The 22,154-nt window shown below is 67.3% G+C and carries 22 protein-coding genes; 14 read left to right on the top strand and 8 right to left on the bottom strand.

What is annotated here, in order from left to right; genetic code table 11:
• Positions 1-18 precede the first annotated feature (18 nt).
• Complete coding sequence (locus tag ACQ4MJ_RS19935) at positions 19-525, bottom strand: MarR family winged helix-turn-helix transcriptional regulator (protein WP_370641403.1); 507 nt, start codon at positions 523-525, stop codon at positions 19-21.
• A 166-nt stretch (positions 526-691) separates the two neighbouring features.
• A complete protein-coding gene (locus ACQ4MJ_RS19930; RefSeq protein ID WP_431151536.1) occupies positions 692-2,236 on the bottom strand; it encodes a YifB family Mg chelatase-like AAA ATPase in 1,545 nt (514 codons plus the stop codon).
• Between the two features lie 224 nt (positions 2,237-2,460).
• Here ACQ4MJ_RS19930 and ACQ4MJ_RS19925 point away from each other — a divergent pair, with 224 nt between their 5' ends.
• The 10 genes from ACQ4MJ_RS19925 to ACQ4MJ_RS19880 all read left to right on the top strand — a co-directional run bounded on the left by ACQ4MJ_RS19925 (position 2,461) and on the right by ACQ4MJ_RS19880 (position 11,628).
• Complete coding sequence (locus tag ACQ4MJ_RS19925) at positions 2,461-3,192, top strand: TorF family putative porin (protein WP_218301269.1); 732 nt, start codon at positions 2,461-2,463, stop codon at positions 3,190-3,192.
• Between the two features lie 46 nt (positions 3,193-3,238).
• Entirely contained in the window at positions 3,239-3,577 is a 339-nt protein-coding gene (gene glnK, locus ACQ4MJ_RS19920; protein WP_010466918.1) for a P-II family nitrogen regulator, read from the top strand.
• A 36-nt stretch (positions 3,578-3,613) separates the two neighbouring features.
• Positions 3,614-5,146, top strand: a complete 1,533-nt coding sequence (gene amt / locus ACQ4MJ_RS19915) for an ammonium transporter (protein WP_431151537.1) — start codon at positions 3,614-3,616, stop codon at positions 5,144-5,146.
• 261 nt (positions 5,147-5,407) lie between these two features.
• Positions 5,408-6,544, top strand: a complete 1,137-nt coding sequence (gene glcE, locus ACQ4MJ_RS19910) for a glycolate oxidase subunit GlcE (RefSeq protein WP_431153042.1) — start codon at positions 5,408-5,410, stop codon at positions 6,542-6,544.
• Between the two features lie 47 nt (positions 6,545-6,591).
• Entirely contained in the window at positions 6,592-7,392 is an 801-nt protein-coding gene (locus ACQ4MJ_RS19905; RefSeq protein ID WP_055399803.1) for a YoaK family protein, read from the top strand.
• 41 nt (positions 7,393-7,433) lie between these two features.
• Entirely contained in the window at positions 7,434-8,684 is a 1,251-nt protein-coding gene (glcF, locus tag ACQ4MJ_RS19900; RefSeq protein WP_431151538.1) for a glycolate oxidase subunit GlcF, read from the top strand.
• A 131-nt stretch (positions 8,685-8,815) separates the two neighbouring features.
• On the top strand, positions 8,816-9,682 hold the full coding sequence (locus ACQ4MJ_RS19895) for a ProQ/FINO family protein (RefSeq protein WP_431151539.1): 867 nt from the start codon (positions 8,816-8,818) through the stop codon (positions 9,680-9,682).
• A gap of 187 nt (positions 9,683-9,869) precedes the next feature.
• Positions 9,870-10,157 carry a DUF2798 domain-containing protein gene (locus tag ACQ4MJ_RS19890; protein WP_431151540.1) on the top strand — a complete coding sequence of 96 codons (288 nt, stop codon included), beginning with the start codon at positions 9,870-9,872 and terminating at the stop codon, positions 10,155-10,157.
• A 186-nt stretch (positions 10,158-10,343) separates the two neighbouring features.
• A complete protein-coding gene (locus ACQ4MJ_RS19885; RefSeq protein ID WP_431151541.1) occupies positions 10,344-10,832 on the top strand; it encodes a GyrI-like domain-containing protein in 489 nt (162 codons plus the stop codon).
• 61 nt (positions 10,833-10,893) lie between these two features.
• On the top strand, positions 10,894-11,628 hold the full coding sequence (locus tag ACQ4MJ_RS19880; protein ID WP_055399814.1) for a helix-turn-helix transcriptional regulator: 735 nt from the start codon (positions 10,894-10,896) through the stop codon (positions 11,626-11,628).
• Positions 11,629-11,903: 275 nt separating this feature from the next.
• Here the strand turns inward: ACQ4MJ_RS19880 and ACQ4MJ_RS19875 are convergent, their stop codons facing one another.
• Positions 11,904-12,848, bottom strand: coding sequence for a LytTR family DNA-binding domain-containing protein (locus tag ACQ4MJ_RS19875; RefSeq protein WP_218301262.1), 945 nt, complete (start codon positions 12,846-12,848; stop codon positions 11,904-11,906).
• A 180-nt stretch (positions 12,849-13,028) separates the two neighbouring features.
• Between ACQ4MJ_RS19875 and ACQ4MJ_RS19870 the strand changes: the two genes are divergently transcribed.
• Positions 13,029-14,234: an acyltransferase family protein gene (locus ACQ4MJ_RS19870; protein WP_431151542.1), complete on the top strand. Its 1,206-nt coding sequence runs from the start codon at positions 13,029-13,031 to the stop codon at positions 14,232-14,234.
• Between the two features lie 58 nt (positions 14,235-14,292).
• On the opposite strand, the gene ACQ4MJ_RS19865 is transcribed toward ACQ4MJ_RS19870, so the two are convergent.
• The 3 genes from ACQ4MJ_RS19865 to lplT all read right to left on the bottom strand — a co-directional run bounded on the left by ACQ4MJ_RS19865 (position 14,293) and on the right by lplT (position 17,248).
• A complete protein-coding gene (locus ACQ4MJ_RS19865; RefSeq protein ID WP_431151543.1) occupies positions 14,293-14,781 on the bottom strand; it encodes a glutathione peroxidase in 489 nt (162 codons plus the stop codon).
• Between the two features lie 73 nt (positions 14,782-14,854).
• Positions 14,855-15,751, bottom strand: coding sequence for a DMT family transporter (locus tag ACQ4MJ_RS19860; RefSeq protein WP_121421937.1), 897 nt, complete (start codon positions 15,749-15,751; stop codon positions 14,855-14,857).
• A 192-nt stretch (positions 15,752-15,943) separates the two neighbouring features.
• Positions 15,944-17,248, bottom strand: coding sequence for a lysophospholipid transporter LplT (gene lplT / locus ACQ4MJ_RS19855; RefSeq protein ID WP_055399829.1), 1,305 nt, complete (start codon positions 17,246-17,248; stop codon positions 15,944-15,946).
• Between the two features lie 135 nt (positions 17,249-17,383).
• On the opposite strand from lplT, the gene alr reads away from it, so the two are divergent.
• Together alr and ACQ4MJ_RS19845 are read left to right on the top strand one after the other, a co-directional pair.
• Positions 17,384-18,499 (top strand): alanine racemase, encoded by a 1,116-nt coding sequence (gene alr / locus ACQ4MJ_RS19850; protein WP_121507873.1) that lies wholly within the window; start codon positions 17,384-17,386, stop codon positions 18,497-18,499.
• A 128-nt stretch (positions 18,500-18,627) separates the two neighbouring features.
• Complete coding sequence (locus tag ACQ4MJ_RS19845; protein ID WP_431151544.1) at positions 18,628-19,512, top strand: hypothetical protein; 885 nt, start codon at positions 18,628-18,630, stop codon at positions 19,510-19,512.
• Positions 19,513-19,637: 125 nt separating this feature from the next.
• On the opposite strand, the gene ACQ4MJ_RS19840 is transcribed toward ACQ4MJ_RS19845, so the two are convergent.
• Complete coding sequence (locus ACQ4MJ_RS19840; protein ID WP_055399835.1) at positions 19,638-20,111, bottom strand: MarR family winged helix-turn-helix transcriptional regulator; 474 nt, start codon at positions 20,109-20,111, stop codon at positions 19,638-19,640.
• Positions 20,112-20,179: 68 nt separating this feature from the next.
• Here ACQ4MJ_RS19840 and ACQ4MJ_RS19835 point away from each other — a divergent pair, with 68 nt between their 5' ends.
• On the top strand, positions 20,180-20,992 hold the full coding sequence (locus ACQ4MJ_RS19835; protein ID WP_431151545.1) for a siderophore-interacting protein: 813 nt from the start codon (positions 20,180-20,182) through the stop codon (positions 20,990-20,992).
• Between the two features lie 204 nt (positions 20,993-21,196).
• Here ACQ4MJ_RS19835 and ACQ4MJ_RS19830 read toward each other — a convergent pair whose 3' ends face one another.
• Complete coding sequence (locus ACQ4MJ_RS19830) at positions 21,197-22,084, bottom strand: LysR family transcriptional regulator ArgP (RefSeq protein ID WP_431151546.1); 888 nt, start codon at positions 22,082-22,084, stop codon at positions 21,197-21,199.
• Positions 22,085-22,154: the final 70 nt, after the last annotated feature.

The raw sequence follows: 22,154 nt of genomic DNA, 5'->3' as shown, positions 1-22,154 counted from the left end.
CAGCGCCCCTTTTCTTTGTCAGGCTCCGTCGCGGGTGTAGACCTTTTGCAGCAGGCGGATCAGCGTCTTGCGTTCGGCGGCAGTGAGGCCTGCGGTGGCGTCCACCTCCAGCTGCGCGGCGGTCTGCTCGGCCTGGGCCGTCAGCTCCACACCGGCGGGCGTCAGGTGCAGGCCCATGGCGCGGCCGTCGCTGGGGTGGGGGCGACGCTCGATCAGGCCGCGCCGCTCCAGCGCAGCCACCAGGCCCACCAGGTTGGGCGGCAACACGCCCAGCGTCACGCACAGCTGGCGCGAGGTCACGCCCGGGTTGTGCGCCACCAGCGACAGCACCGAAAAATCCACCACCTTGAGGCGGTACACCGCCATGCGCTCCATGAACACCTCGATCACGGCCAGCGATGCGCGCCGCGCGTTGTAGCCCACCAGGGTGCGCAGAAAGCCGGTATCCACCGATTCGGGTGCGGGCGCCGGGTTGGCTGGAACCATGGAGGCGGTGGTCTTTTTGGTGGGGCGAACGCTGGACATGGGGTGATTGTGGCGGGGGGTGGGCGCGGGTTGGCAGCAGGTTGCACGGAAATTTGATTCAAATCAGCCGCTAGCGCTTATTTGACGGATATGTATTGCTATAAAAATTATAGTAATTGATGTGTGGCAGGCGACACACACGGTGCAGCATCGGCGCCTGTGGCTCTCAGACGGGGCTGCGCAGCACGCGCCGGTATTGCACGGCCTCGGCCACATGGCCCACTTCGGTCGAGGGTGCACCCGCCAGGTCGGCAATGGTGCGCGCGACCTTCAGCGCACGGTGCGTGCTGCGGGCCGACCAGCCCAGGCGGGCGGCGGCGGTGTTGAGGAATTTGGCGGCGGCATCCTGCAGGTGCAGGTGGGTGTCGATCTCCTGGCCCTGCAGCGCCTGGTTGGTCTTGCCTTGCCGTGCCAGTGCCCCGGCGCGGGCCTGCGCCACGCGTTCGCGGATCGCCTCGCTGGCTTCGCCCGCGGGTGCCTGCACCAGCTGGTCGGCGGGCAGGGCGGGCACCTCCACATGCAGGTCAATGCGGTCCAGCAGCGGGCCGCTGAGCTTGGCTTGGTAGCGGTTCACCTGGTCGGGCGTGCAGCGGCACGCGCGCTGGGTGGAGCCCAGGTAGCCGCAGGGGCAGGGGTTCATGGCCGCAATCATCTGGAACCGGGCGGGGAAATCCGCACGCTGCGCCGCTCTGGAGATGGTGATATGTCCTGTCTCCAGCGGTTCGCGCAGGGCCTCCAGCGCAGCGCGCGGAAACTCGGGCAGTTCGTCCAGAAACAAGATTCCGTTGTGCGCCAACGAAATTTCGCCGGGCCTGGGGGGTGATCCGCCACCCACCAGGGCCACTGCGCTGGCGGTGTGGTGTGGCGCGGCTGTGGGCCTGTGGCCCCACTGGTCGGTGCGAAAGCGCCCGGCCAGGCTGGCAATGGCGGCGCTCTCCAGCGCCTCGTCCACGGTCATCGCGGGCAGCAGCCCCGCAAACCGCAGCGCCAGCATCGACTTGCCCGACCCCGGCGGCCCGGCCATGAGCACGCTGTGCCCGCCAGCGGCAGCAATCTCGAGCGCGCGTTTGGCGCTGGCCTGGCCTTTCACGTCGCACATGTCGGGGCCTGCTGTGCTCGCCGCCATGGGGGTGGCCTGCAGGCGGGTCCAGCCGTCGTTGGCCACGTCGGCATCGCCCGCAGCCACGCTGCCCGGCGGCAGGAAGGCGCGCACCACATCCAGAAGATGCCGTGCGCGCACCACCTGCGCGGCGGGCACCAGGGCGGCCTCTTCAGCGCTGCCGGGGGGCAGCACCAGTTGCGCGGTGATCTGCTGGGTCTGCAGCGCCAGACTGGTGGCCAGCGCGCCGCGCACGGGGCGCAGTTCGCCCGACAGCGACAGCTCGCCCGCAAACTCATAGCCCGCCAGACGGCTTGCGTCCACCTGCCCGCTGGCGGCGAGGATGCCCAGTGCAATCGGCAGATCGAAGCGCCCTGAGTCCTTGGGCAGATCGGCTGGTGCCAGGTTTACCGTGATGCGCTTGTTATGCGGGAACTCCAGCCCCGCGTTCTGCAGCGCCGAGCGCACCCGTTCGCGGGCCTCCTTGACCTCCACCTCGGCCAGGCCCACCAGCGTGAAGCTGGGCAAACCATTGGCCAGATGCACTTCGACGGTGACAGAAGGCGCCTGCAGCCCCAGAAGGGCGCGGCTTTGCACCAAAGCAAGACTCATGAAGCGGTTTCTCCCCAGATGGGTGCGTTTTATGGTTTTTTAGCGCGGCCCTGTTGTGTAGTGCACCAACAAGGTGCAACATGGTCCGCGCGCACACCGTCACTGTACTTGGGGATCGGTGTAACGCAACGCAACGGCGATGTGAAGGCGATGCAATGGTTGCACTGGCGTGGCACGGTCCGTGCTTAAAACGCTCGTCCCTACTTTGTCCAACCGGAGGAAACATGACCCGCGCCATCATCAAGACCCTGGGCGTTGCCCTTGTTGCAACCCTTCCCATGCTGGCCAGTGCCCAGCTCACCGGCAATGTCAGCCTGACCACCAACTACAAGTTCCGTGGCCAGGACCAGGACGTTTCCAAGTCCAAAGCGGTCAAGCCTGCACTGCAAGGCGGTTTTGACTACGCCTTCGGCGACACCGGCTGGTACGTGGGCAACTGGAACTCCAGCGTGGACTGGCTGGCCAACAACTCGCTCGAATCCGACCTGTACGGCGGCTACAAGTTCAAGGCTGGCGGCGCCGACCTGGACGTGGGCGCCCTGACCTACATCTACCCTGGCAACAGCAACGGCAACACCACCGAGCTGTATGGCGCGGCCACCATGGGCCCCTTCACTGCCAAGTATTCGCACACCATCTCCAAGGACTACTTCGGCTTTGCCGGCGCCAAGGCTGGCTCGGGCCTGAAGGGCCGCAACACCGGCTACCTGAACTTCGCGTTTGCGCAGGAAGTGGCCCCCAGCATCACAGTGAAGGCCTCGGTCGGCTTCACGCGCTTTGCCAGCGACATCAAGGACCTGGGCGTGCCCAACTACATGGACTACAGCGTGGGCGGTGCCTACGACTTCGGCGGTGGCCTGTCGCTGGGCGCTGCCGTGGTGGGTGCCAACAAGAAGGCCTTCTTTGGCCACGTCAACAAGTCGCGCGTGATCGTCACGCTCACCAAAACCCTGTAAGCAAGTCTCAATGGGCGCTTGCTGCGCCCATGTCGGAGGAACCAAAATGAAAATGGTGACAGCCATCATCAAGCCCTTCAAGCTGGACGAGGTGCGTGAAGCGCTTTCGGACATCGGCGTGCAAGGCATCACGGTCACTGAGGTCAAGGGCTTTGGCCGCCAGAAGGGCCACACCGAGCTGTACCGCGGCGCGGAATACGTGGTTGACTTCCTGCCCAAGGTCAAGATCGAAGCCGCTGTGGCGGACGACCTCGTGGACCGCGTGATCGAGTCCATCGAAAGCGCCGCCCGCACCGGCAAGATCGGCGACGGCAAGATCTTCGTGACCCACCTGGAGCAGGTGGTGCGCATCCGCACTGGCGAAACCGGCAAGGAAGCGCTGTAAGGGCGCGGCCGTACTACATCCAAGAAGAGAAACGCCATGAAAAAACTGCTTGCTTCCTTCATTCTGGGGCTGGGTCTGCTGACCATGGGCAACTTGTCCCTGGCACAGGCGCCCGCCGCCTCCGAGCCGGCTGCTGCCGCTCCTGCCGCAGAAGCCCCGGCTCCTGCTGCTGCCGCAGCCCCCGCAGCGGCAGCGGCCGCCGCTCCCGCAGCTGCCGCCGAGGCACCCGCTCCTGTCCCCAACAAGGGTGACACCGCCTGGATGATGACCTCCACCATCCTCGTGATCCTGATGGTCCTGCCCGGCCTGGCGCTGTTCTACGGTGGCCTGGTGCGCAGCAAGAACATGCTGTCCGTGCTGATGCAGGTGATGGTCACGTTCTCGATGATCGTGGTGCTGTGGTTCATCTACGGCTACAGCCTGGCCTTCACCGAAGGCGGCGCGTTCATCGGTGGCTTTGACCGCCTGTTCATGAAAGGCATCTGGGACAACGCCGCAGGCACGTTTGCCAACGCGGCCACGTTCAGCAAGGGTGTCGTGATTCCAGAAGTGGTGTTCGCCGCCTTCCAGGCCACGTTCGCCGGCATCACCTGCGCCCTGATCGTCGGTGCGTTCGCAGAGCGCATCAAGTTCAGCGCCGTCATGATGTTCATGGTGCTGTGGTTCACCTTCAGCTACCTGCCTATTGCCCACATGGTGTGGTTCTGGATGGGCCCTGACGCCTACGCCTCCAAGGAAGTGGCCGACGCCATGACCGGCAAGGCTGGCCAGATCTGGCAGTGGGGTGCTCTGGACTTCGCTGGCGGTACCGTGGTGCACATCAACGCCGCTGTGGCGGGCCTGGTGGGCGCGTTCATGGTGGGCAAGCGCATCGGTTACGGCAAGGAAGCCATGGCGCCTCACAGCCTGACGCTGACCATGGTCGGTGCCTCGCTGCTGTGGGTGGGCTGGTTCGGTTTCAACGCCGGCTCTGCCCTGGAAGCCAACGGCTTTGCCGCCCTGGCCTTCATCAACACGCTGGTGGCCACCGCCGCTGCCGTGCTGGCATGGTGCATCGGCGAAGCGCTGATGCGTGGCAAGGCTTCGATGCTGGGTGCAGCTTCGGGTGCCGTGGCCGGCCTCGTGGCCATCACGCCTGCCGCTGGCAACGTCGGTATCGGCGGCGCCCTGGTGATCGGCCTGGTGGGCGGTTTTGCCTGCCTGTGGGGTGTCAACGGTCTCAAGAAGCTGCTGGGTGCGGACGACTCGCTCGACGTGTTCGGCGTGCACGGCATCGGCGGTATCGTGGGTGCCCTGCTGACCGGCGTGTTCAACGCCCCTGGCCTGGGTGGCCCTGGCTACGTGGCCGACTGGGTGACGGCAACGATGGTGACATCGGCCGACTACTCCATCGCCGCGCAAGTCTGGACACAAGCCAAGGCTGTGCTGCTGACCATCGTGTGGTCGGGTGTGGTCTCCTTCGTCGCCTACAAGATCGTTGACCTCACGGTGGGCCTGCGTGTCACGGAAGAAGACGAACGCGAAGGTCTGGACATCACTTCGCACGGCGAGACAGCGTACAACCGCTGATCCGCCTGCACCCCACGCGCTGCGGTGTCTGGTGGCACCGCAGCGTCGCAACAAGAACAAGCGAGTCACTCCTCTGGTTGTTGAGCCCGCCGGCAACGGCGGGTTTTTTTCGTACCGGTGGGGGGCTCGCTGTTGGCTTTGGCAGGGTAGCCAAGGCATGTTCCCCCAGACAACTTGTCCGCAGGACCGAGTCCTTTGCACGCGCCCTGTTCAAAAAATTCACGCATTGCAGGTGTAGCACCGGACATGGCTGCAGCTACGATGCAAGGCATGGACCTCGCCCTTGCCCAGATCACCGAACGTGTGCGCACCGCCGCCGCCGACCAGACCCCCTTGCGCATCCGTGGCGGTGGCACCAAGGATTTTCACGGCCTGGCACTGCATGGTGAAGTGCTCGACACGCGGGTGCTGCGCGGCATCGTGAGCTACGAGCCGAGCGAGCTGGTTGTCACCGTGCGGGCGGGCACCCCGTTGGCCGAGTTGGAGGCCGCGCTGGCCGAACAAGGCCAATGCCTGCCTTTTGAGCCCCCGCATTTCGCCAAGGCCTCCTCGGATGCCGCCACCGTGGGCGGCATGGTCGCGGCAGGCCTCTCAGGCCCCGCCCGCGCCAGCGTGGGGGCTGTGCGCGACTATCTTCTGGGCGTGACCCTGCTCAACGGCAAAGCCGAGCTGCTGACTTTTGGCGGACAGGTCATGAAAAACGTGGCGGGGTATGACGTGTCCCGCCTCATGGCCGGTGCCTGGGGCACGCTGGGTTTGCTGACCGAGGTCAGCCTCAAGGTGCTGCCCGTGGCGCCCGGCGAGGCCACGCTGCGGTTTGACGACATCAACCAGGCCGACGCATTGCGCAAGCTGCACGCCTGGGGCGGCCAGCCGCTGCCCCTGAACGCCAGCTGCTGGGTGCAAGACGGTGGCGTGGGCACGCTCTATGTGCGCCTGCGCGGCGCCGTGGCGGCGGTCGAGGCCGCCTGCAAAACGATGGGTGGCACGCGCATGGACAACGCCACGGTGGCTGCCGACTGGACGGCCTGCCGCGAGCAGACCCTGCCCTGGTTCACCGCACGTGCTGCACAGCCCGGCCACGCCCTGTGGCGCCTGTCCGTGCCCGCCACGGCCCCGGTGCTGACCTTGCCGGGCGGCGCGCAGCCGCTGGTCGAGTGGCATGGCGCGCTGCGCTGGGTGCAAGCGCCCGAATCCACAGGCGACGCCCTGCGCGAAGCCGCTCGGGCTGTGGGTGGAAATGCTTCTATTTTTGTAGCTGCTAGCGCAGGTGGGACAAGCGCCAGTGGCACATTTGACCTTCAGTCCAAGGCGCTGGAACACATCCACGCCCGGCTCAAACACAGCTTTGACCCGGCTGGCATCTTCAACCCCGGCCGCATGGCGCGGGCCTGGTAGGCGGGGTCAGTTCCATCACCACCACCGTTTTCACCGTCACCTTGGCCATGCGACGCCTTCGCCACCTCACCGGAAACCGCCGCACGGTCGCCAGCAACCGGGTGCTGGGCCTGCTGCTGGCGTTCAATGCGGGGGCCGTCAATGCAGGGGGCTTTCTGGTGGTGCACCTGTACACCTCGCACATGACCGGCTTTTTGTCCTCGCTGGCCGACAACCTGGTACTGGGCCAGATGAAGATCGTGCTGGGTGCCATCGGTGCGCTGTGGGCCTTCATGTCGGGCGCAGGCACCACGGCCATCATGATCAACTGGGCGCGCCAGCGCAAGCTGCGCAGCACCTTTGCGCTGCCGCTGGTGCTGGAGTCCGTGCTCATGCTGCTGTTCGGCCTGGTGGGGGCCATCACGCTCACCTGGCCCACACCGTTTGCCGTGCCGCTGGCGGTGTTGCTGCTCTCCTTCATCATGGGCCTGCAGAACGCCACGGTGACCAAGATGTCGTCGTCGCAGATCCGCACCACCCACATGACGGGCGTGGTGACCGACCTGGGCATCGAGATGGGCAAGATGCTCTACTGGAACCGCACCGGCACCGCGCCCGAATCACAAGTGCGCGCCAACCAGGCCCGGCTGCGGCTGTTTGCCGGGCTGGTGGGCATGTTCCTGGTGGGCGGCATTGCGGGCGCGGCGGGCTTCAAGCATGTGGGCTTTGTGTTTGTGGTGCCGCTGGCGCTGGTGCTGCTGGCCCTGTCGCTGCCCCCGCTGTGGGCCGACCGCGCAAGGCTGCGCCACCCCTTGCGCAAGCCGCTGGCGCTGGAAGCGCCCTTGGACCCACCGACCGCGCCGCGCTGAATCGGCCCTGATCTTTCTGTCTTTTCGCCCAGGCATGCACCATGCAAACCCAGCTCTCTCCTGAATACCGCGCCCGCGCCGATGGCCTGGAGGCCGAATCCATCCTGCGCAAATGCGTGCACTGCGGCTTTTGCACCGCCACCTGCCCCACCTACCAGCTGCTGGGCGACGAGCTGGACGGTCCGCGCGGCCGTATCTACCTCATCAAGCAGGTGCTTGAAGGCGAGACCCCCACGCGCAAGACCCAGATGCACCTGGACCGGTGCCTGACCTGCCGCAACTGCGAAAGCACCTGCCCCAGCGGCGTGCAATACGGCCACCTGGTGGATATCGGCCGCAAGATCGTTGATGAAAAAGTGGCCCGCCCCGTGGGCGAAAAAGCCCTGCGCTGGGCGCTGAAGGAGGGGTTGCCCTCGCCCCTGTTTGCCCCGGCGATGAAGGCCGGGCAACTGGTGCGCGGCCTGCTGCCCGCATCCCTCAAGGCCAAGGTGCCGGCGCCCCAAAATGCCGGCGCCTGGCCCACACGCGAGCATGCCCGCAAGGTGCTCATGCTGGCGGGCTGCGTGCAACCGGCCATGATGCCCAACATCAACACCGCCACCGCCCGCGTGCTTGACGCCGTGGGCATCCAGACCGTGATCGCGCCCAAGGCTGGGTGCTGCGGCGCCGTCAAGTTCCACCTCAACGACCAGGAAGGCGGCAAGGCCGAGATGCGCGCCAACATCGACGCCTGGTGGCCGCTGGTGGAGCAGGGGGTGGAGTCCATCGTCATGAACGCATCCGGCTGTGGCGTGACGGTCAAGGAATACGGCCACATCCTCAAAGACGACACGATGTACGCGGCCAAGGCCGAGCGCATCAGCGCCCTCACGCGCGACCTGTCGGAGCTGCTGCCTGACCTGTTGCCCGAGCTGGCGCATAAGCTCGCCGGTCGCGTGCAAAAGCCCGACACGCTGTTCGCCTACCACCCGCCCTGCACGCTGCAGCACGGCCAGAAGCTGCGTGGCGGGGTGGAGATGCACCTGAACCAGCTGGGCTTCAAGTTGCGCGCGGCGCGCAACGATGCCCACCTGTGCTGCGGCTCGGCGGGCACCTATTCCGTGCTCAACCCCGAGCTGTCGTACCAGCTGCGCGACCGCAAGCTCGGCGTGCTCGGCGAGGCCTTTGGCGACCAGCCTCCGGACATGATCCTGTCGGCCAACATCGGCTGCATCACGCACCTGCAAAGTGGCACGGGCACGCCCGTGCGGCACTGGGTGGAGGTGCTGGACGAGGCGCTGCGCGCAGGCTGACCCTCCCTGCCCTGCTGCACAGGCACAGGGTAATTCAGGCCTCTGTCAGAGGCTGTTTTGCGCCCGCCGACCCAACGCTGGCATGATCGAGGGTTTTGTCGCCCCCATTTTTGCCCCGGAACTGCACCGCCATGACCGACTCCGTGTCCGCACAAGAACAACCCCACACAGCCCCTGTCGAACCCTTGGCAGCGCCTGTGGCAGCCGCGCCCACGGAGGCTGGGGCTCCCCCCCAGCGTACAGGGGGCTCGCGCCGTGGTGGCCGCAACCGCCGCAATGCTGACGGGCGCCAGGCGCCCCGGAGCGCGGAGGGTGCCGAGGGCGCCACCGTGCCAGCAGGCGCCCCGGGCCCGCGTGCGCCCCAGCGTGTTCACCCCGCGCTGGAACAACTGGCGGGGCTCTATCCCCATCTGTTTGGCGCCGTGTTCCGCCCGCTCAAGCGCGGCATCTTCCAGGACCTGCTGGCTGCGCACCCCGAGCTGTTTGAGCGCGAGGCGCTCAAGGTGGCGCTGGGCATCCACACCCGCTCCACACGGTATCTGCAAAGCGTGGCGGCGGGCGACAAGCGCCATGACCTGCAAGGCCAGCCTGTGGAAGACATGGCGCCCGAGCATGTGCACCACGCGCTGCTGGAGGTCTACCGCCGCAAGAAGGCCCGCGCCACCGAAGACCTGCTGCCCAAGCTGCGCAACCGCATGATTGCCGCGTTCGAGGCCTCGGGCCTCACGCGCGAGGCGTATACCGAGCTGGTGCAAAGCCGCGACGAGGCCGCCAACGCCATCCTCGAAGAAGCCTTTGCCGAATGGGCAGCCCGCAATGCCAAGGACGAAGCCCTGCTGCGCGCCTTTGAAGCAAGCGGCCAGACGCTGGAGGCCTTTGCCGACATGTACGGCATGGTGCCTCGCACTGCGGCCCAGCAGGTCGAACGCGCGCGCCGCCTGGCCGCCGCGCGGGCCCAGGCCACCGTGGCTGCGGCGCCTGAGGGCCAAAGCAGCTAAGGCCAGCGCGGCCCGGGCCGACTGGGCCTAGAATCTCCCCGCGACCCGGTTCATGGGTTGCCGTAAGCGTTTACGTCAATCAACGTGCCAACCAACACCGGCCCTGCCGGGGTTGTGGTCCCTGGCCTGCATCTGCTGCAGGGTGGGGGCGGCACCTTGCTTGACCGGTCTGCTTTCTGGAATTTCAATGAACCAACCTTCCTCGCTCCCGCCGTCGTCCCGCCAGACCTTCCTCGGGCTGCGCAGATTGCCCGCACGCTCGGCGGCCTGGGTCATGCCACTGCTGCTGTCGCTGCTCATGACCTTCATCGTGTCCCTGATCAGAACCGTGCGCGTGGCGGGCTTCTCGCTGGACCTCCCGCGCCTGTGGCTGAGTGCCTGGGCGCTGTCCTGGGTAGTGGCCTTCCCCACGCTGTTGCTGGTGCTGCCTGTGGTGCGCCGCATCACGGCGGCTATCGTCGAGCAGCCGCGCTGACCGATCGCGTGGCGGGCGGTGGGCACCCTCACGCCGCCCATGGGCTGAGCCCACCCGGAGTCACCAGCGTGCGTGCACGCTACTGACATCAGGTTGTCAGTAGCGTGCACGCACCATGCCTCTCCTGCACGGCGCCCAGCGGCCCGCGCGTCAATTCCATCCATTGAAGACCAGAGAGGACCCGCCATGACAAACACCCCCGCAATCATCCAGATTCCAGCATTCAGCGTGGCCGGCATCGCCGTGCGCACCCGCAACAGCGAAGAGATGAACCCCGCCATCGCGCGCCTCGGAGGCCTGTGGAACCGTTTCTTCAGCCAGAGCTGGGAGCGCAAGCTGCCCAGCCGGGGCGACGATGGACGCATCTTCGGCGTGTACAGCGGCTACGAGTCGAACGAGCACGGCGCCTTTGATGTGACCGCCGGTGTGGCCGTGGCCGACCCCGATGGGGCCCAGGCCGTACCCGGCGCCAGCCGCGTTGACATTCAGGCTGGCGACTACCTGGTCTTTACCGGCCAGGGCGATATGCCCCAAATGGTGATCGACACCTGGGTGCGCATCTGGCATTACTTTGCCGAGAACCCACAGGTGCAACGCCGCTTTGGAACCGACTTCGAGGCCTATGAGGGCCCAGACCAGGTGGCCATCCATATCGGAGTGATGCTTCAAAATTAATAGCTTGTAGCGCTTGATGGATAAGCGCTAGGGCCTTAGAACTCTGAAAAAATAAACCACCATGCGCCGCGCCGACCGCCTGTTTCAGATCGTCCAGCTCATCCGGGGTCGGCGCTTGTCCACGGCCGCCTTCCTGGCCGAGCGGCTCGAAGTCTCGCAGCGCACCATCTACCGCGACGTGGCGGACCTCCAGCACCAGGGCGTGCCCATTGAGGGCGAGGCCGGTGTGGGCTACCGCCTGGGCGCGGGTTTCGAACTACCGCCGCTGATGTTCAGCCAGGGCGAGGCCAACGCCCTGGTGGCCGCCGCGCGCCTGGCCCAGGCCTGGCTCGACGCTGGGCTGGCGCGCGAGGTCGAAGGGGCGCTGGGCAAGATCCTGTCGGTGCTGCCCCCCGCTGCCCGCGTAGCGGCCGAGGCGCAGGCGCTGTATGCGCCATCGGTGGGGCTGGACCCGCGCGTGCAGGCCACCCTGCAGGCCCTGCGCGAGGCGGTGCACAGTCGCCACGTGGTGCAGATCAACTACGCCGACGTACACGGCCGCCCCAGCCTGCGCCGCCTGCGCCCACTGGGTTGCTTCTACTGGGGCAAGGTCTGGACGCTGTCGGCCTGGTGCGAGCTGCGCAATGACTTCCGGGGTTTTCGCATCGACCGCATCGTGGATCTGGTGGTGCTCGACGAACAGTTCCGCCAGGAGCCCGGCAAGACCCTGGCCGACATGCTGCGCAAGGTGGAGGCGGAGATGGCCGCCTGCCCGCCCGAATGGGGGGCTGCGCAGACGCCGGGGCTCAATGCCTGAAGTGAAACACCCCCTGAGTCGCTTCGCGCCTTCCCCCCTCTCTCTCCTCGCTGCGCGAGTCGGGAGGGGGACGCCCCCAGCGCGGCGGGGCGGCCCTTGCGCGGGAGCACTGGCCTTGGCCGCGCCAGCTTCGTGCGTCGAGGGTGGCGCGCAGCGCAATGAATAGCTGATACGGATTCGCGTTCGATTGCGTCAAACCGTCCACGCTCAGCGTGGACGGTTTTGTATTTTTTGACTGCAGTTGGGTATGGGACCTTGAACAGCTCCCGAGGTATTTAGCCCGCGCGGGGTGCCAGCCCGTCCCGGTAGCGCCGGCTGCAGGGCACGCTGCTCCCATCCTTCATCACCAGGCGCGCGTCGCCGCTGTCCAGCGGCTCGATCACGGCGATGGCGTCCAGGTTGACCGCGTAGCTGCGGTGCACGCGCACGAAGCGTGATGGGTCCAGCTGGGTGAGGAAGTCGGTGAGCGTGGAGCGCAGCAGGTAGTCGTGCCCATTCACATGCAGGCCCACGTAGTTGGCCTGGGCCTGCAGCCAGGCGATGTCGCCTGCGGCGATCAGGAACTCGCGGCGCAGCTTGCGCACCAGGAAGCGTTCGGGGCGTTGTGCGGGCGGGGCGTGCGGGGTTTCGGGCGTTGATGCCGGGGCTTGCGCAGCGGGCGTTTCGGGCACGTCCTGCACCTGTGGCGCGGGCGGTTCGGGGGCATCCAGCACGCGCGCCTCGCCCTGCAGGCGCAGCAGCAAGAAGCGGTAGCTGACCAGCGCGCACACCGTGAGCGCGTAGCTGCGCACGTCTTTCAGGTATTCATACCCCCACTGCGCCCACCAGCTTGGCGGCTGGTAGCGCTCGCCCAGGGCCGCATAGCCCGCATGGCGCAGCGCCCACATGCCCGCCAGGTGCACGGTGCAGTAGGCCACGCTGGCCAGCACGTGCCAGGGCAGATGGCGCCGCAGCGTGCCCCAGCGCAGCACAAAGCGCCGCTCGAACGCCACCACGGCCGGGATCAGCGCCGCCACCACCAGCGCGCTCGTCAGCTCCCACAGCAGCGGCTCCCACGCGGCCACGGTCCGCCCGGCGCTGCGCAGTTCGATCCGGGTCACCACCGTGTTGAAGGTCGCCTGCACCAGCAGCACCACGGCCCAGAAGCTGACTTCCGCACGGCGCCGCAGGGCGCGGTCGTGGGGGTAGCGGTCGATCCAGGCGGGCGCGGGGGCGGTCATGGGTGGCAAGTGTAGGCAGGGCCGTGCGCCGCCGGGCGGGAGTTTCCCTGGGGCGGTTTCTTTTCGTCCCTCCTGCCCGCCACTGGTCCCAGTGGCACCCCGGCCCGTCCCCCGGCGGTGCCGTGAGAAGGGGCGGGGCTGCAGCATCAGGCCCTGTGTCCACCCTGTCTGCGTTGTGCCATGTCTACACCTTCCTGTGCCTCCACCCCCGTCCGCCGCCATGACATCGACGCGCTGCGGGCGCTGGCCTTTGGGCTGGTCATCCTGTACCACGTGGCCATGTATTACGTGGCCGACTGGCACTGGCACCTCAAAAGCCCGTACGCGGCGGAATGGCTGCAGGCGCCCATGCGCGCGCTCAACCTCTGGCGCATGGATCTGGTGTTCCTGGTCTCGGGCCTGGCCTTCGGGCTGGTCCGGCGGGGGCAGTCGGTGGCGGGGCTGGTGCGGCTGCGCAGCCTGCGCCTGCTGGTGCCGCTGGCCTTTGGCATGGCCGTCATCGTGCCCTACCAGCCCTACGCGCAGGGGGTGGCGAACGGGCTCATCGCGCCGGGCTTGGGGGCCTTTCTGCTGCGCTACTACAGCGGCAGCACCTGGCCGACGGGCGCATTTGACGGCTGGCACGCTGGCGTCACCTGGAACCACCTGTGGTACCTGGCCTACCTGTGGGTCTACACCATGGTGCTGGCGGCGTTGCTGCCCTTGGCCGAATCCGCCGCCGGGCAGCGCCTGCGCCGAGCCTTCACCGGGCTGCGGGGCGCTGCACTGATGGTGGTGCCCGTGCTGCCGCTGGTGCTGTATTCGGTGCTGCTGTGGCCGCATTTCCCGCCCACGCACGACCTGGTCCATGACGGGTGGCTGCACGCCGTGTACTTCACGGTGTTTGTCTACGGCTACTGGATCGGGCTGGATACCGGTCTGTGGGCCGAACTGGTGCGCCTGCGCTGGCGCACCCTCGGCCTGGCGCTGGTGCTGCTGGTTCTGTACCTGGGTCTGCTGGGCCTGGCGCAGCAGCACGGCGTGCGGTCCGCGCGCTGGCCGCTGCGCGTGCTGGCAGACGTGTACCTGTGGGCGGCCCTGCTCACTATCCTGGGTTGGGCCCATCACCGCCTCAATCGGCCCTGGCCCTGGCTGCGCTGGGCCAGTGAGTCGGTCTACCCCTGGTACCTGCTGCACCAGACGGCCATCATCGTGCTGGTGGTGTGGCTGGCGCCTGCGCACCTGGGGCCGGTGGTGGAGCCGCTGGCCCTGGTGGCCGGGACGGTGGGGCTCTGCTGGGGGCTGACGGCGGTGGTACGGCGTGTGCGGTGGCTGCGGCCGCTGTTCGGGTTGCCGGGCCAGGGCGAAAAGCCGTTGGTCAAACGGGCCCCAGCAAGTCTGGGATAGGAAGCGCTACCACGACCGCTGGTGCGATGAACACCATGCATCGATGGCTGCGTTGGGATCAACCCGCCAGCGCTGCCTCGATATCCCCCGCCAGCTTCTTCGGCGCATCCTGCGGCGCATAGCGGCGGATCACGCGGCCGTCCTTGCCGACCAGGAACTTGGTGAAATTCCACTTGATCGCCTTGCTGCCCAGCAGGCCCGGGGCTTCGGCGGCCAGCCACTGGTACAGGGGCGAGGCATTGGCGCCGTTCACGTCGATCTTGGCCATCATCGGAAAGCTCACGCCGTAGTTGAGCTGGCAGAAGCTGGCGATCTCGTCGTTGCTGCCGGGGTCCTGGCTGCCGAACTGGTTGCAGGGGAATCCCAGCACCACCAGACCCTTGTCGGCATATTGCTTGTGCAGCTCTTCGAGCCCGCCGAACTGGGGCGTGAAGCCGCAGGCGCTGGCAGTGTTCACGATGAGCAGCACCTTGTCCTTGTATCGCGACAAGGGCACGGTCTTGCCGTTCATCTGCTGGGCTTCAAAGTCGTAGATGCTGGTGGGCATGCGGAACCTCCGGGGTTGGGATGACGGGCCATGGTAGCCCCTGCCGCCCATCCGCGTGCGGCGCGTGGCCTGCTCAGTGGGCCGTGGCGCCGGGGCGGCGAAACTGCAGCGCCGCGAGCAAGGATGCCAGCAGGATCAGCGCCCCACCCAGCACGGTCCGCGTGCTCAGGGTGGAGGCGCCCAGCAGGGCCGACGACACGCTGGCAAACATCACCTCCGACAGCATCACCAGCGCCGTGGTGCCCGCCGCCAGGCGCGCGGCGCCGAACTGCAGCGCCCAGTTGCCCAGCATGAGCACCCCCGCCAGCAGCAGGCCGGTGACGACCCAGGTGGTGTTGGGGGCAGGGAACGGCTCCACCACCCCCACTTGCAGCCCGATGCAGGCCACCACCAGCGCCATGAGCATGCAGCCGCCGAACATGGTGACCATGCGCGCAGGCCCCGGCACGGCGTGCAGGCGGCGCAGCGTGACGTTGGTGAGCGCGAACATGAAGCCGCCCAGCAAGGCCAGGCCATCGGCCAGCGACAGGTTCTGCAGCAGGCGCGTGGCGGGTGCGCCCTCGGGCAGCAGCACCAGCACCACGCCTGCAAAGGCCAGCGCCAGGCGCAGCAGTGCCGAGGGCGTGGGGCGCTCGCCCAGAATGCGCCAGGCCAGCAGCACGGCCCAGGCGGGCATCAGGTAGAACAGCAGGATCACGCGCACCACGTCGCCAATGGTCACGGCCCAGTTGAAGGCCACGTTGTTCAGCCCCGAGGCCAGCGCCAACAGCCACAACTGCGGGTGCGCCCGCACCTGCGCCAGGATCCCCGGCCGCCAGGCCAGCAGCGCCACCAGCACCACGGCGTACATCGACGCCGTGGCCCACAGCGGATGCAGCCCCGCCTGGTGCATGCGCTGAAACGGCCACCACGCCAGGCCCCAGACGAAAGCGTTGAACAGCAGGGCGGCAAAGGGCAGGGGAGATTGCATTGAGAGTAAAAATAGGCTCTAGCGCTTTATGGATAAGCGCTGGAAGCTATAAATTATGTAGCAATTTGCGCCAAGTCACACAGCGCTCAAAACAGGCACGCCCCAAGGCCTGTGCACCCGTGGAACTGGATCTGCCAGGCCAGCGGGTGCGTCCCCCTCAGGGGGAAGGCGCCGAAGGCGACTCAGGGGGATTCAGTGGTGCGTATCGTGCCGCGCAATGTCCAGCAAGTGGTTCACTTCGTCGCGGTAGTTGATGCAGTTGCGCTGGTGCCAACGGCGGATGATCCACATGATTCCGGCCACCACGAGGCCAAACGTGATGATCGCGCCAAACACCGACAGCCCCAGCTTGAGCGACAGGCTGTAGAACGCGCCCAGGCCCAGGATGCAGGCCTGTTCGTTGAAGTTCTGCACAGCAATCGACCGGCCCGCGCCCATCAGGTTGTGGCCCCGGTGCTGCAGCAGCGCGTTCATGGGCACGACCAGGTAGCCGCCCAGGCCGCCCAGCAGGATGAGGAAGGGGATCGCCAGCCAGATGTTGCTGATGAACACCATGAGGATCAGCAACAGCCCCATGCCAATGCCCAGCGGGATCACCTTGGTGGCCATGTCCAGGCGCATGCGCATGGACGCCACCACCGCGCCCACGGCCGTGCCGATGGCCACCACACCGGTGAGGGCCGAGGCCTGCGTGGTGTTGTAGCCCAGCGCCACAGCCGCCCAGGCCAGCACGATGAACTTGAGGTTGCCGCCTGCTCCCCAGAACAGGGTGGTGGTGGCCAGCGAGATCTGGCCGAGCTTGTCGCGCCACAGGCGGCCGTTGCAGGCCCAGAAGTCGGGCAGCAGATTGAGTGCGTTGGCCAGCACGCTGCGCGAAGGGTCGGCGCGCAGGGGGCGCATCTCCACCCCGGTGTGCGGGATGCGGGTGTTGAACCAGGCCGCCAGCGCATACACCGCAATCAGTGCGGCGATGGCGGATTCAGCGGGCGTGTCCACGCCGGTGTCGATCATGGGGATGTCGATGCCCAGCAGCATGTGCGACAGGTGCTGCCCCACCAGCTGGCCGCCAAACAGCACGCCGAGGATGATGGACGCAATGGTGAGCCCCTCGATCCAGCCATTGGCCTTGACCAGTTGCGAGGCCGGTAGCAACTCGGTGAGGATGCCGTATTTGGCGGGCGAGTAAGCCGCCGCACCCAGCCCCACCACCGCATAAGCCATCAGCGGGTGCGAGCCAAACAGCATCATGAGGCAGCCCACCACCTTGATGGCGTTGCTGACAAACATGACCTTGCCTTTGGGCAGGGCGTCGGCAAAGGCGCCGACAAAAGGCGCCAGCACCACATAGAAGAGCGCAAACATGGGCACCAGGGCGGCGCGCTGCCACTCGGGGGCACCTTCTGTACGCAGAAGCTCCACGGCGGCCACGAAAAGTGCGTTGTCGGCCAGCGAGCTGAAAAACTGCGCCGACATGATGGTGTAAAAACCGCGCTTCATCGAATGGCTGGTGGCAGCATCAGTTCGGCTGATGCCCTGTTAAATGTGGGGACCCTGGCAAGTGACGGACGGTTATATCACGCGGATAAACGGCCACGGTGCCAGAATCCGGTGCTTCCCACCCGGTCAAACCCCATGCCCCGTCCCATTGCCGCCACCATCCACACCGCCGCCCTGCACCACAACCTGGAGCGTGTCCGACAGGCGGCCCCTGATGCCAAGGTCTGGGCCGTGGTCAAGGCCAATGCCTACGGGCACGGCATCGAGCGCGCGTACGAAGGCCTGCGCGGCGCTGACGGTTTCGCGCTGCTGGACCTGGCCGAGGCCGAGCGCGTGCGCCACCTGGGCTGGCGCGGGCCCATCCTGCTGCTCGAAGGCGTGTTCGAGCCGCGCGATCTGGAGCTGTGTTCGCGCCTGGGCCTGTGGCACGCAGTGCACTGCGACGAGCAGATCGACATGCTGGCCGCCCACAAGACGCAGGTGCCGCACCGTGTGTTCCTCAAGATGAACTCGGGCATGAACCGCCTGGGCTTTGCGCCCCAGCGCTTTCGCGCGGCCTGGGCGCGCCTCAATGCGCTGCCGCAGGTGGACGAAATTTCGTTCATGACCCACTTCAGCGACGCCGATGGCCCCCGGGGCGTGGCGCACCAGCTGGCCGTGTTCAACACCGCAGCGCAAGACCTGCCGGGTGAGCGCACGCTGAGCAACAGCGCCGCCACCCTGCGCCATGCGGCGGACGCACGCGTGCGTGCCGACTGGGTGCGGGCCGGCATCGCGCTGTATGGCAGCGCCCCCGACTACCCGGAGCACACCGCCACCCACTGGGGCATGCGCCCCACCATGACCCTCGCCACCCGCCTCATCGCTACGCAGCAGCTGCAGGCGGGCGACACCGTGGGCTATGGCTCGCGCTTCACGGCCGAGGGGCCGCTCTTGATTGGCGTGGCGGCCTGCGGCTATGCCGACGGCTACCCGCGCCACTGCGACACCGGCACACCCGTGCTGGTCAACGGCATCCGCACGCGGCTGGTGGGGCGGGTGAGCATGGACATGATCACGGTGGATCTCACGCCGCTGCAGCAGGCGGGCGTGGCCGCAGGGTTTGGCAGCGAGGTCACACTGTGGGGCCAGGCCAGCAACGGCACGGTGCTGGGTGTGGACGAGGTGGCCGCCGCTGCGGGCACCGTGAGCTGGGAGCTGCTGACGGCGCTGGCCCAGCGGGTGCCGGTGTCGGTGGACGGCAACGCCTGATTCATCGACAAGTTCACGCACGGCCGTATGCAGGGCTGCAGCGGCGCGGCAAACTGGTGTGAAATGGCGCGGTTCTGGCCGAACATGCGGCCGGCGACCACCCACTTTTCACCGCAGGCGTTCCCTCCATGGCCACTTCCCGCAGCGACCGCAGCAGCAACACCAGCAACCACGGCAAGAAGAAAACCTCCACCTGGCGCTCCGTGCGCATGCCACACCACGGCACGGTGGCGCGCACCCTGCAGCAGCGCTACAGCCTGCGCTGGCATGGGCTGCTGATCGGCAGCTTCACGCTGCTGCTGATGTGGTGCACCTCCCATGTGCAGATGCTGCTGGGCGTGGAGTCGCTCGCGCTGCGGTATTTCGTGACCCTCTCGGTCGGCTACCTGGGGTACCTGCTGGTGCTGCGGGCCTGGGCGGCGCGGCTGGTACGGTCGGACCGGGACACAGGGGGCGATGGCAGCAGCCTGGACGTGCCCGATGTGTCCTGGCCCAGTGGCTCCTCGTCCGGCGGCAGTGGCCAGGTGCCGCTGCCGCGCACCGGCGGCGGTGATTTTGGCGGCGGCGGCGCATCCGGTGACTTTGGCGGTGCGTGGACGCAGGGCCTGTCCAGTGGGGGCTCCGGCAGCGATTCCAGCGCGCTGGGCGACCTGGCCAGCGGCGCCGCCGACGCCATTGGCAGTGCCGACGAAGGCGCGGTGGTGGTGGTGCCCGTGGTGGCGATTTTTCTCATCGGCGCGGCGATCATCTTTGGCGCGGGCTCGCTGGCCATGCTGTTCTTTGGTTGGGACGTGCTGCTGACCGTGGCGGTCGAAATCGCCTTCTCGGTGGCCACCGCCCGTGCCGCTGTGGGCGTGGAGCGCGAGGGCTGGCTCACGGCTGCCGTGCGCCTGACCTGGAAGCCGCTGCTGGGCGCGCTGGTCTGCGCCGTGGTGCTGGGCGCCACCATCGACCATTTCATGCCCGGCGTGCAGTCGCTGCCCCAGGCCGTGCGGGTGATCCAGGGGCAGTGATGGAAAAGATGAAATGCTACTAAATTGATAGCTATAAATGTAGATCCATAAAGCGCTAGGCCCCGGTTTTCACCATTTTTCCGTCTTGGAGCGGGGGCGGGCCTCCTGCGCCTCCCTTCCCGTCGCTAGCTGCGGCAGTCCCGGCCGCCCTGGCAGCCGGTGTCGATGGCGTCCAGGTTGCTGCGCACCTGTGCCAGCAGGGCGAGCAGCTGGGCCTGCGTGGCGTCGTCACACCCTTTGAGCAGCGACGCCGCCAGCCCCCGGCGGGCGTCGCGCAGCGCCTGGTGCAGGGCCGCACCCTGGGCGCTCAGGCGCAGGCAGCGGCTGCGCTTGTCCTCGGCATTCGGTGCGCTCTCCAGCCAACCCTTGTCCTGCAGCATCCCCACCATGCGGGCCACCTGTGCCTTGTCGGCACCGCTGTGCGCCACCAGTTCGCGCTGCGTGGTGCCAGGGTGGCGCCCCACGAACATCAGCGCCCGCACTTCGTTGTGCGTCAGGTCGGGGTGGATGGCGGCCATCGTGCGCACCATGTGCGCCCGGTAGGCATGCAGCAGGTCGTGCATGGCTTCAAAGACATCGGCGGGTGCGTGGGTCGTCATGGCGATATGTGGTTGACAAAATCAACCAATGCGCAGATCATTGGTTGACTAAATCAACATTTTACGCCATGAACGCACCTCTGCCTACCGCCACTCCCCCGGTTGACGCTGCACACCTTGCCGTCGAACGCGTCCGCCATCCCTTGCAAGCCCGCCACCTCCAGGTGGTGCGGCGCACCGCCGTCAGCCCCGGTTTCGTGCGGCTCACCCTGGCCGGGCCCGAGCTGGCCGGGTTTGTGAGCGCGGGGTTTGACGACCATCTCAAGCTCATCCTGCCCCAGCCGGGCCAGGAGCGCCCCTCGCTGCCGTCCCTGCACGATGGTCGCCCGGTTTTCCCCGATCCGCGCCCCGTGCTGCGCGACTACACCCCTGCACGTTATGACGCCGCCACGGGCGAGCTGGACATCGAAATCGCCCTGCACGACGCAGGCCCCGCCACTGACTGGGCCGCCAGTGCCGCCGTCGGCCAGTGGGTGGGCATTGCCGGGCCGCGCGGCAGCATGGTGGTGCCCACCGGGTTTGACTGGCACTGGCTGCTGGGCGACGAAACCGCGCTGCCCGCCATCGCCCGCCGCCTGGCCGAGCTGCCCGCCCACACCCAGGCCACGGTGCGCATCCAGGTGCGCAACCCAGCCGACCAGCGCGTGCTGGCCAGTGCGGCACAGCTCGACCTGCAATGGGTGAGCGCGCTGCCCGCCGCCGTGGAAGCGCTGGCGCTGCCAACCGGCGCTGGGTTTGTCTGGGCTGCCGGCGAACACAGCGAGATGTCCGCCGTGCGCCGCGCCATGCTCGCCAAGCCGGGTGTGGATGCCAAGCGCATGCGCATCTCCGCCTACTGGAAACGGGGCGCCGCTGACCACCACGAAGACTTAGTCCAGTGAACCTGAGAAATCGGCGGTACGTGAGTACCTAGCCGCCCCGCATGCTAGGCGGCGAGGCACTCACCCAAAGGGCCGGGGCCCCACGAGTCGCAGTGCAGCGTTGCAGTCCTTGTCAAGGCGGCCAGCCTTGACTGCGGCCTGCGCCTAGCCCCGCACCCCTTGGAGCACCGGCGTACCGTCGATTTTTCAGGTTCACTGGACTACTCAGCGCAGCAGGGTAAGCCCCGCCGCCCGCTGCACTGCTTCGGTCATGTGGTGCAGCGCCTGCACGTTCAGGCGCCAGGATTGCCAGTACAGCGGCACGTCCACCGGCTTGCCTGGAATCAGCTCGACCAGCGTGCCAGCCTCCAGGTCGTGCTGCACCATCGGGTCGGGCGTCATGCCCCAGCCCAGCCCGGCCCGGGTGGCCATGACAAACGCGTTTGCCTCGGGCAGCCAGTGCACGGGCGGCGTGAGTTTGCGGCGCGTGATGCGCCCCACAAACCGGGCCTGCAGCGCATCCTTGCGGTTGAACACCAGCATGGGCGCCGTAGCCAGCGCAGCAGCGGTCACCCCCTGGGAAAAGTAGCGCTGCATGAACGCGGGGCTGGCCAGCGCCCGGTAGCGCAGCGTGCCCAGCGGGAGCACCTTGCAGCCCTGCACGGGTTGCGGGTCGGCCGTCACGGCGGCCATCACGCGGCCTTCGCGCAGCAGGTTGGCTGAATGGTCCTGGTCCTCCACATGGATGTCGAAGGTGATGCTCTGGCCCTCGGCTGCCTGGGCCATGGCGTGCGGGAACCAGGTGGCCAGCGAGTCGGCATTGACGCCAATGGCCAGGCGCGTGGACGTGTGCTGCCCACCGCCAATGGTGGCCAGCGCGTCGGTCTCGCTCAGTGCCACTTCGCGTGCATGCCGGTACAGCGCCTGCCCGGCTTCGGTGGGTGTGCAGGGCGTGGCGCGGCGCACCAGCACCTGGCCCACGCGTTCTTCCAGCAGTTTCACGCGCTGTGAAACCGCCGAGCGGGTGACGTGCAGCACGGCGGCGGCCCGCTCGAAGCTGCCCTCGTCGATCACGGTGGCAAAGGCGTTGAGCTGGGCAGAGTCGAGGCGCATGGTGCGTTAGCCATTTTGACGGATCGTTAAAAAGTATAGCTGGCGTGACGAGAATGCGATCCCCACAATC

The organism is Acidovorax facilis (genome assembly GCF_050626955.1).
Lineage (GTDB): Bacteria > Pseudomonadota > Gammaproteobacteria > Burkholderiales > Burkholderiaceae_C > Acidovorax > Acidovorax facilis.
Note: the sequence above shows the minus strand (reverse complement) of the source record. Positions and strands in the feature narration are given on the sequence as shown.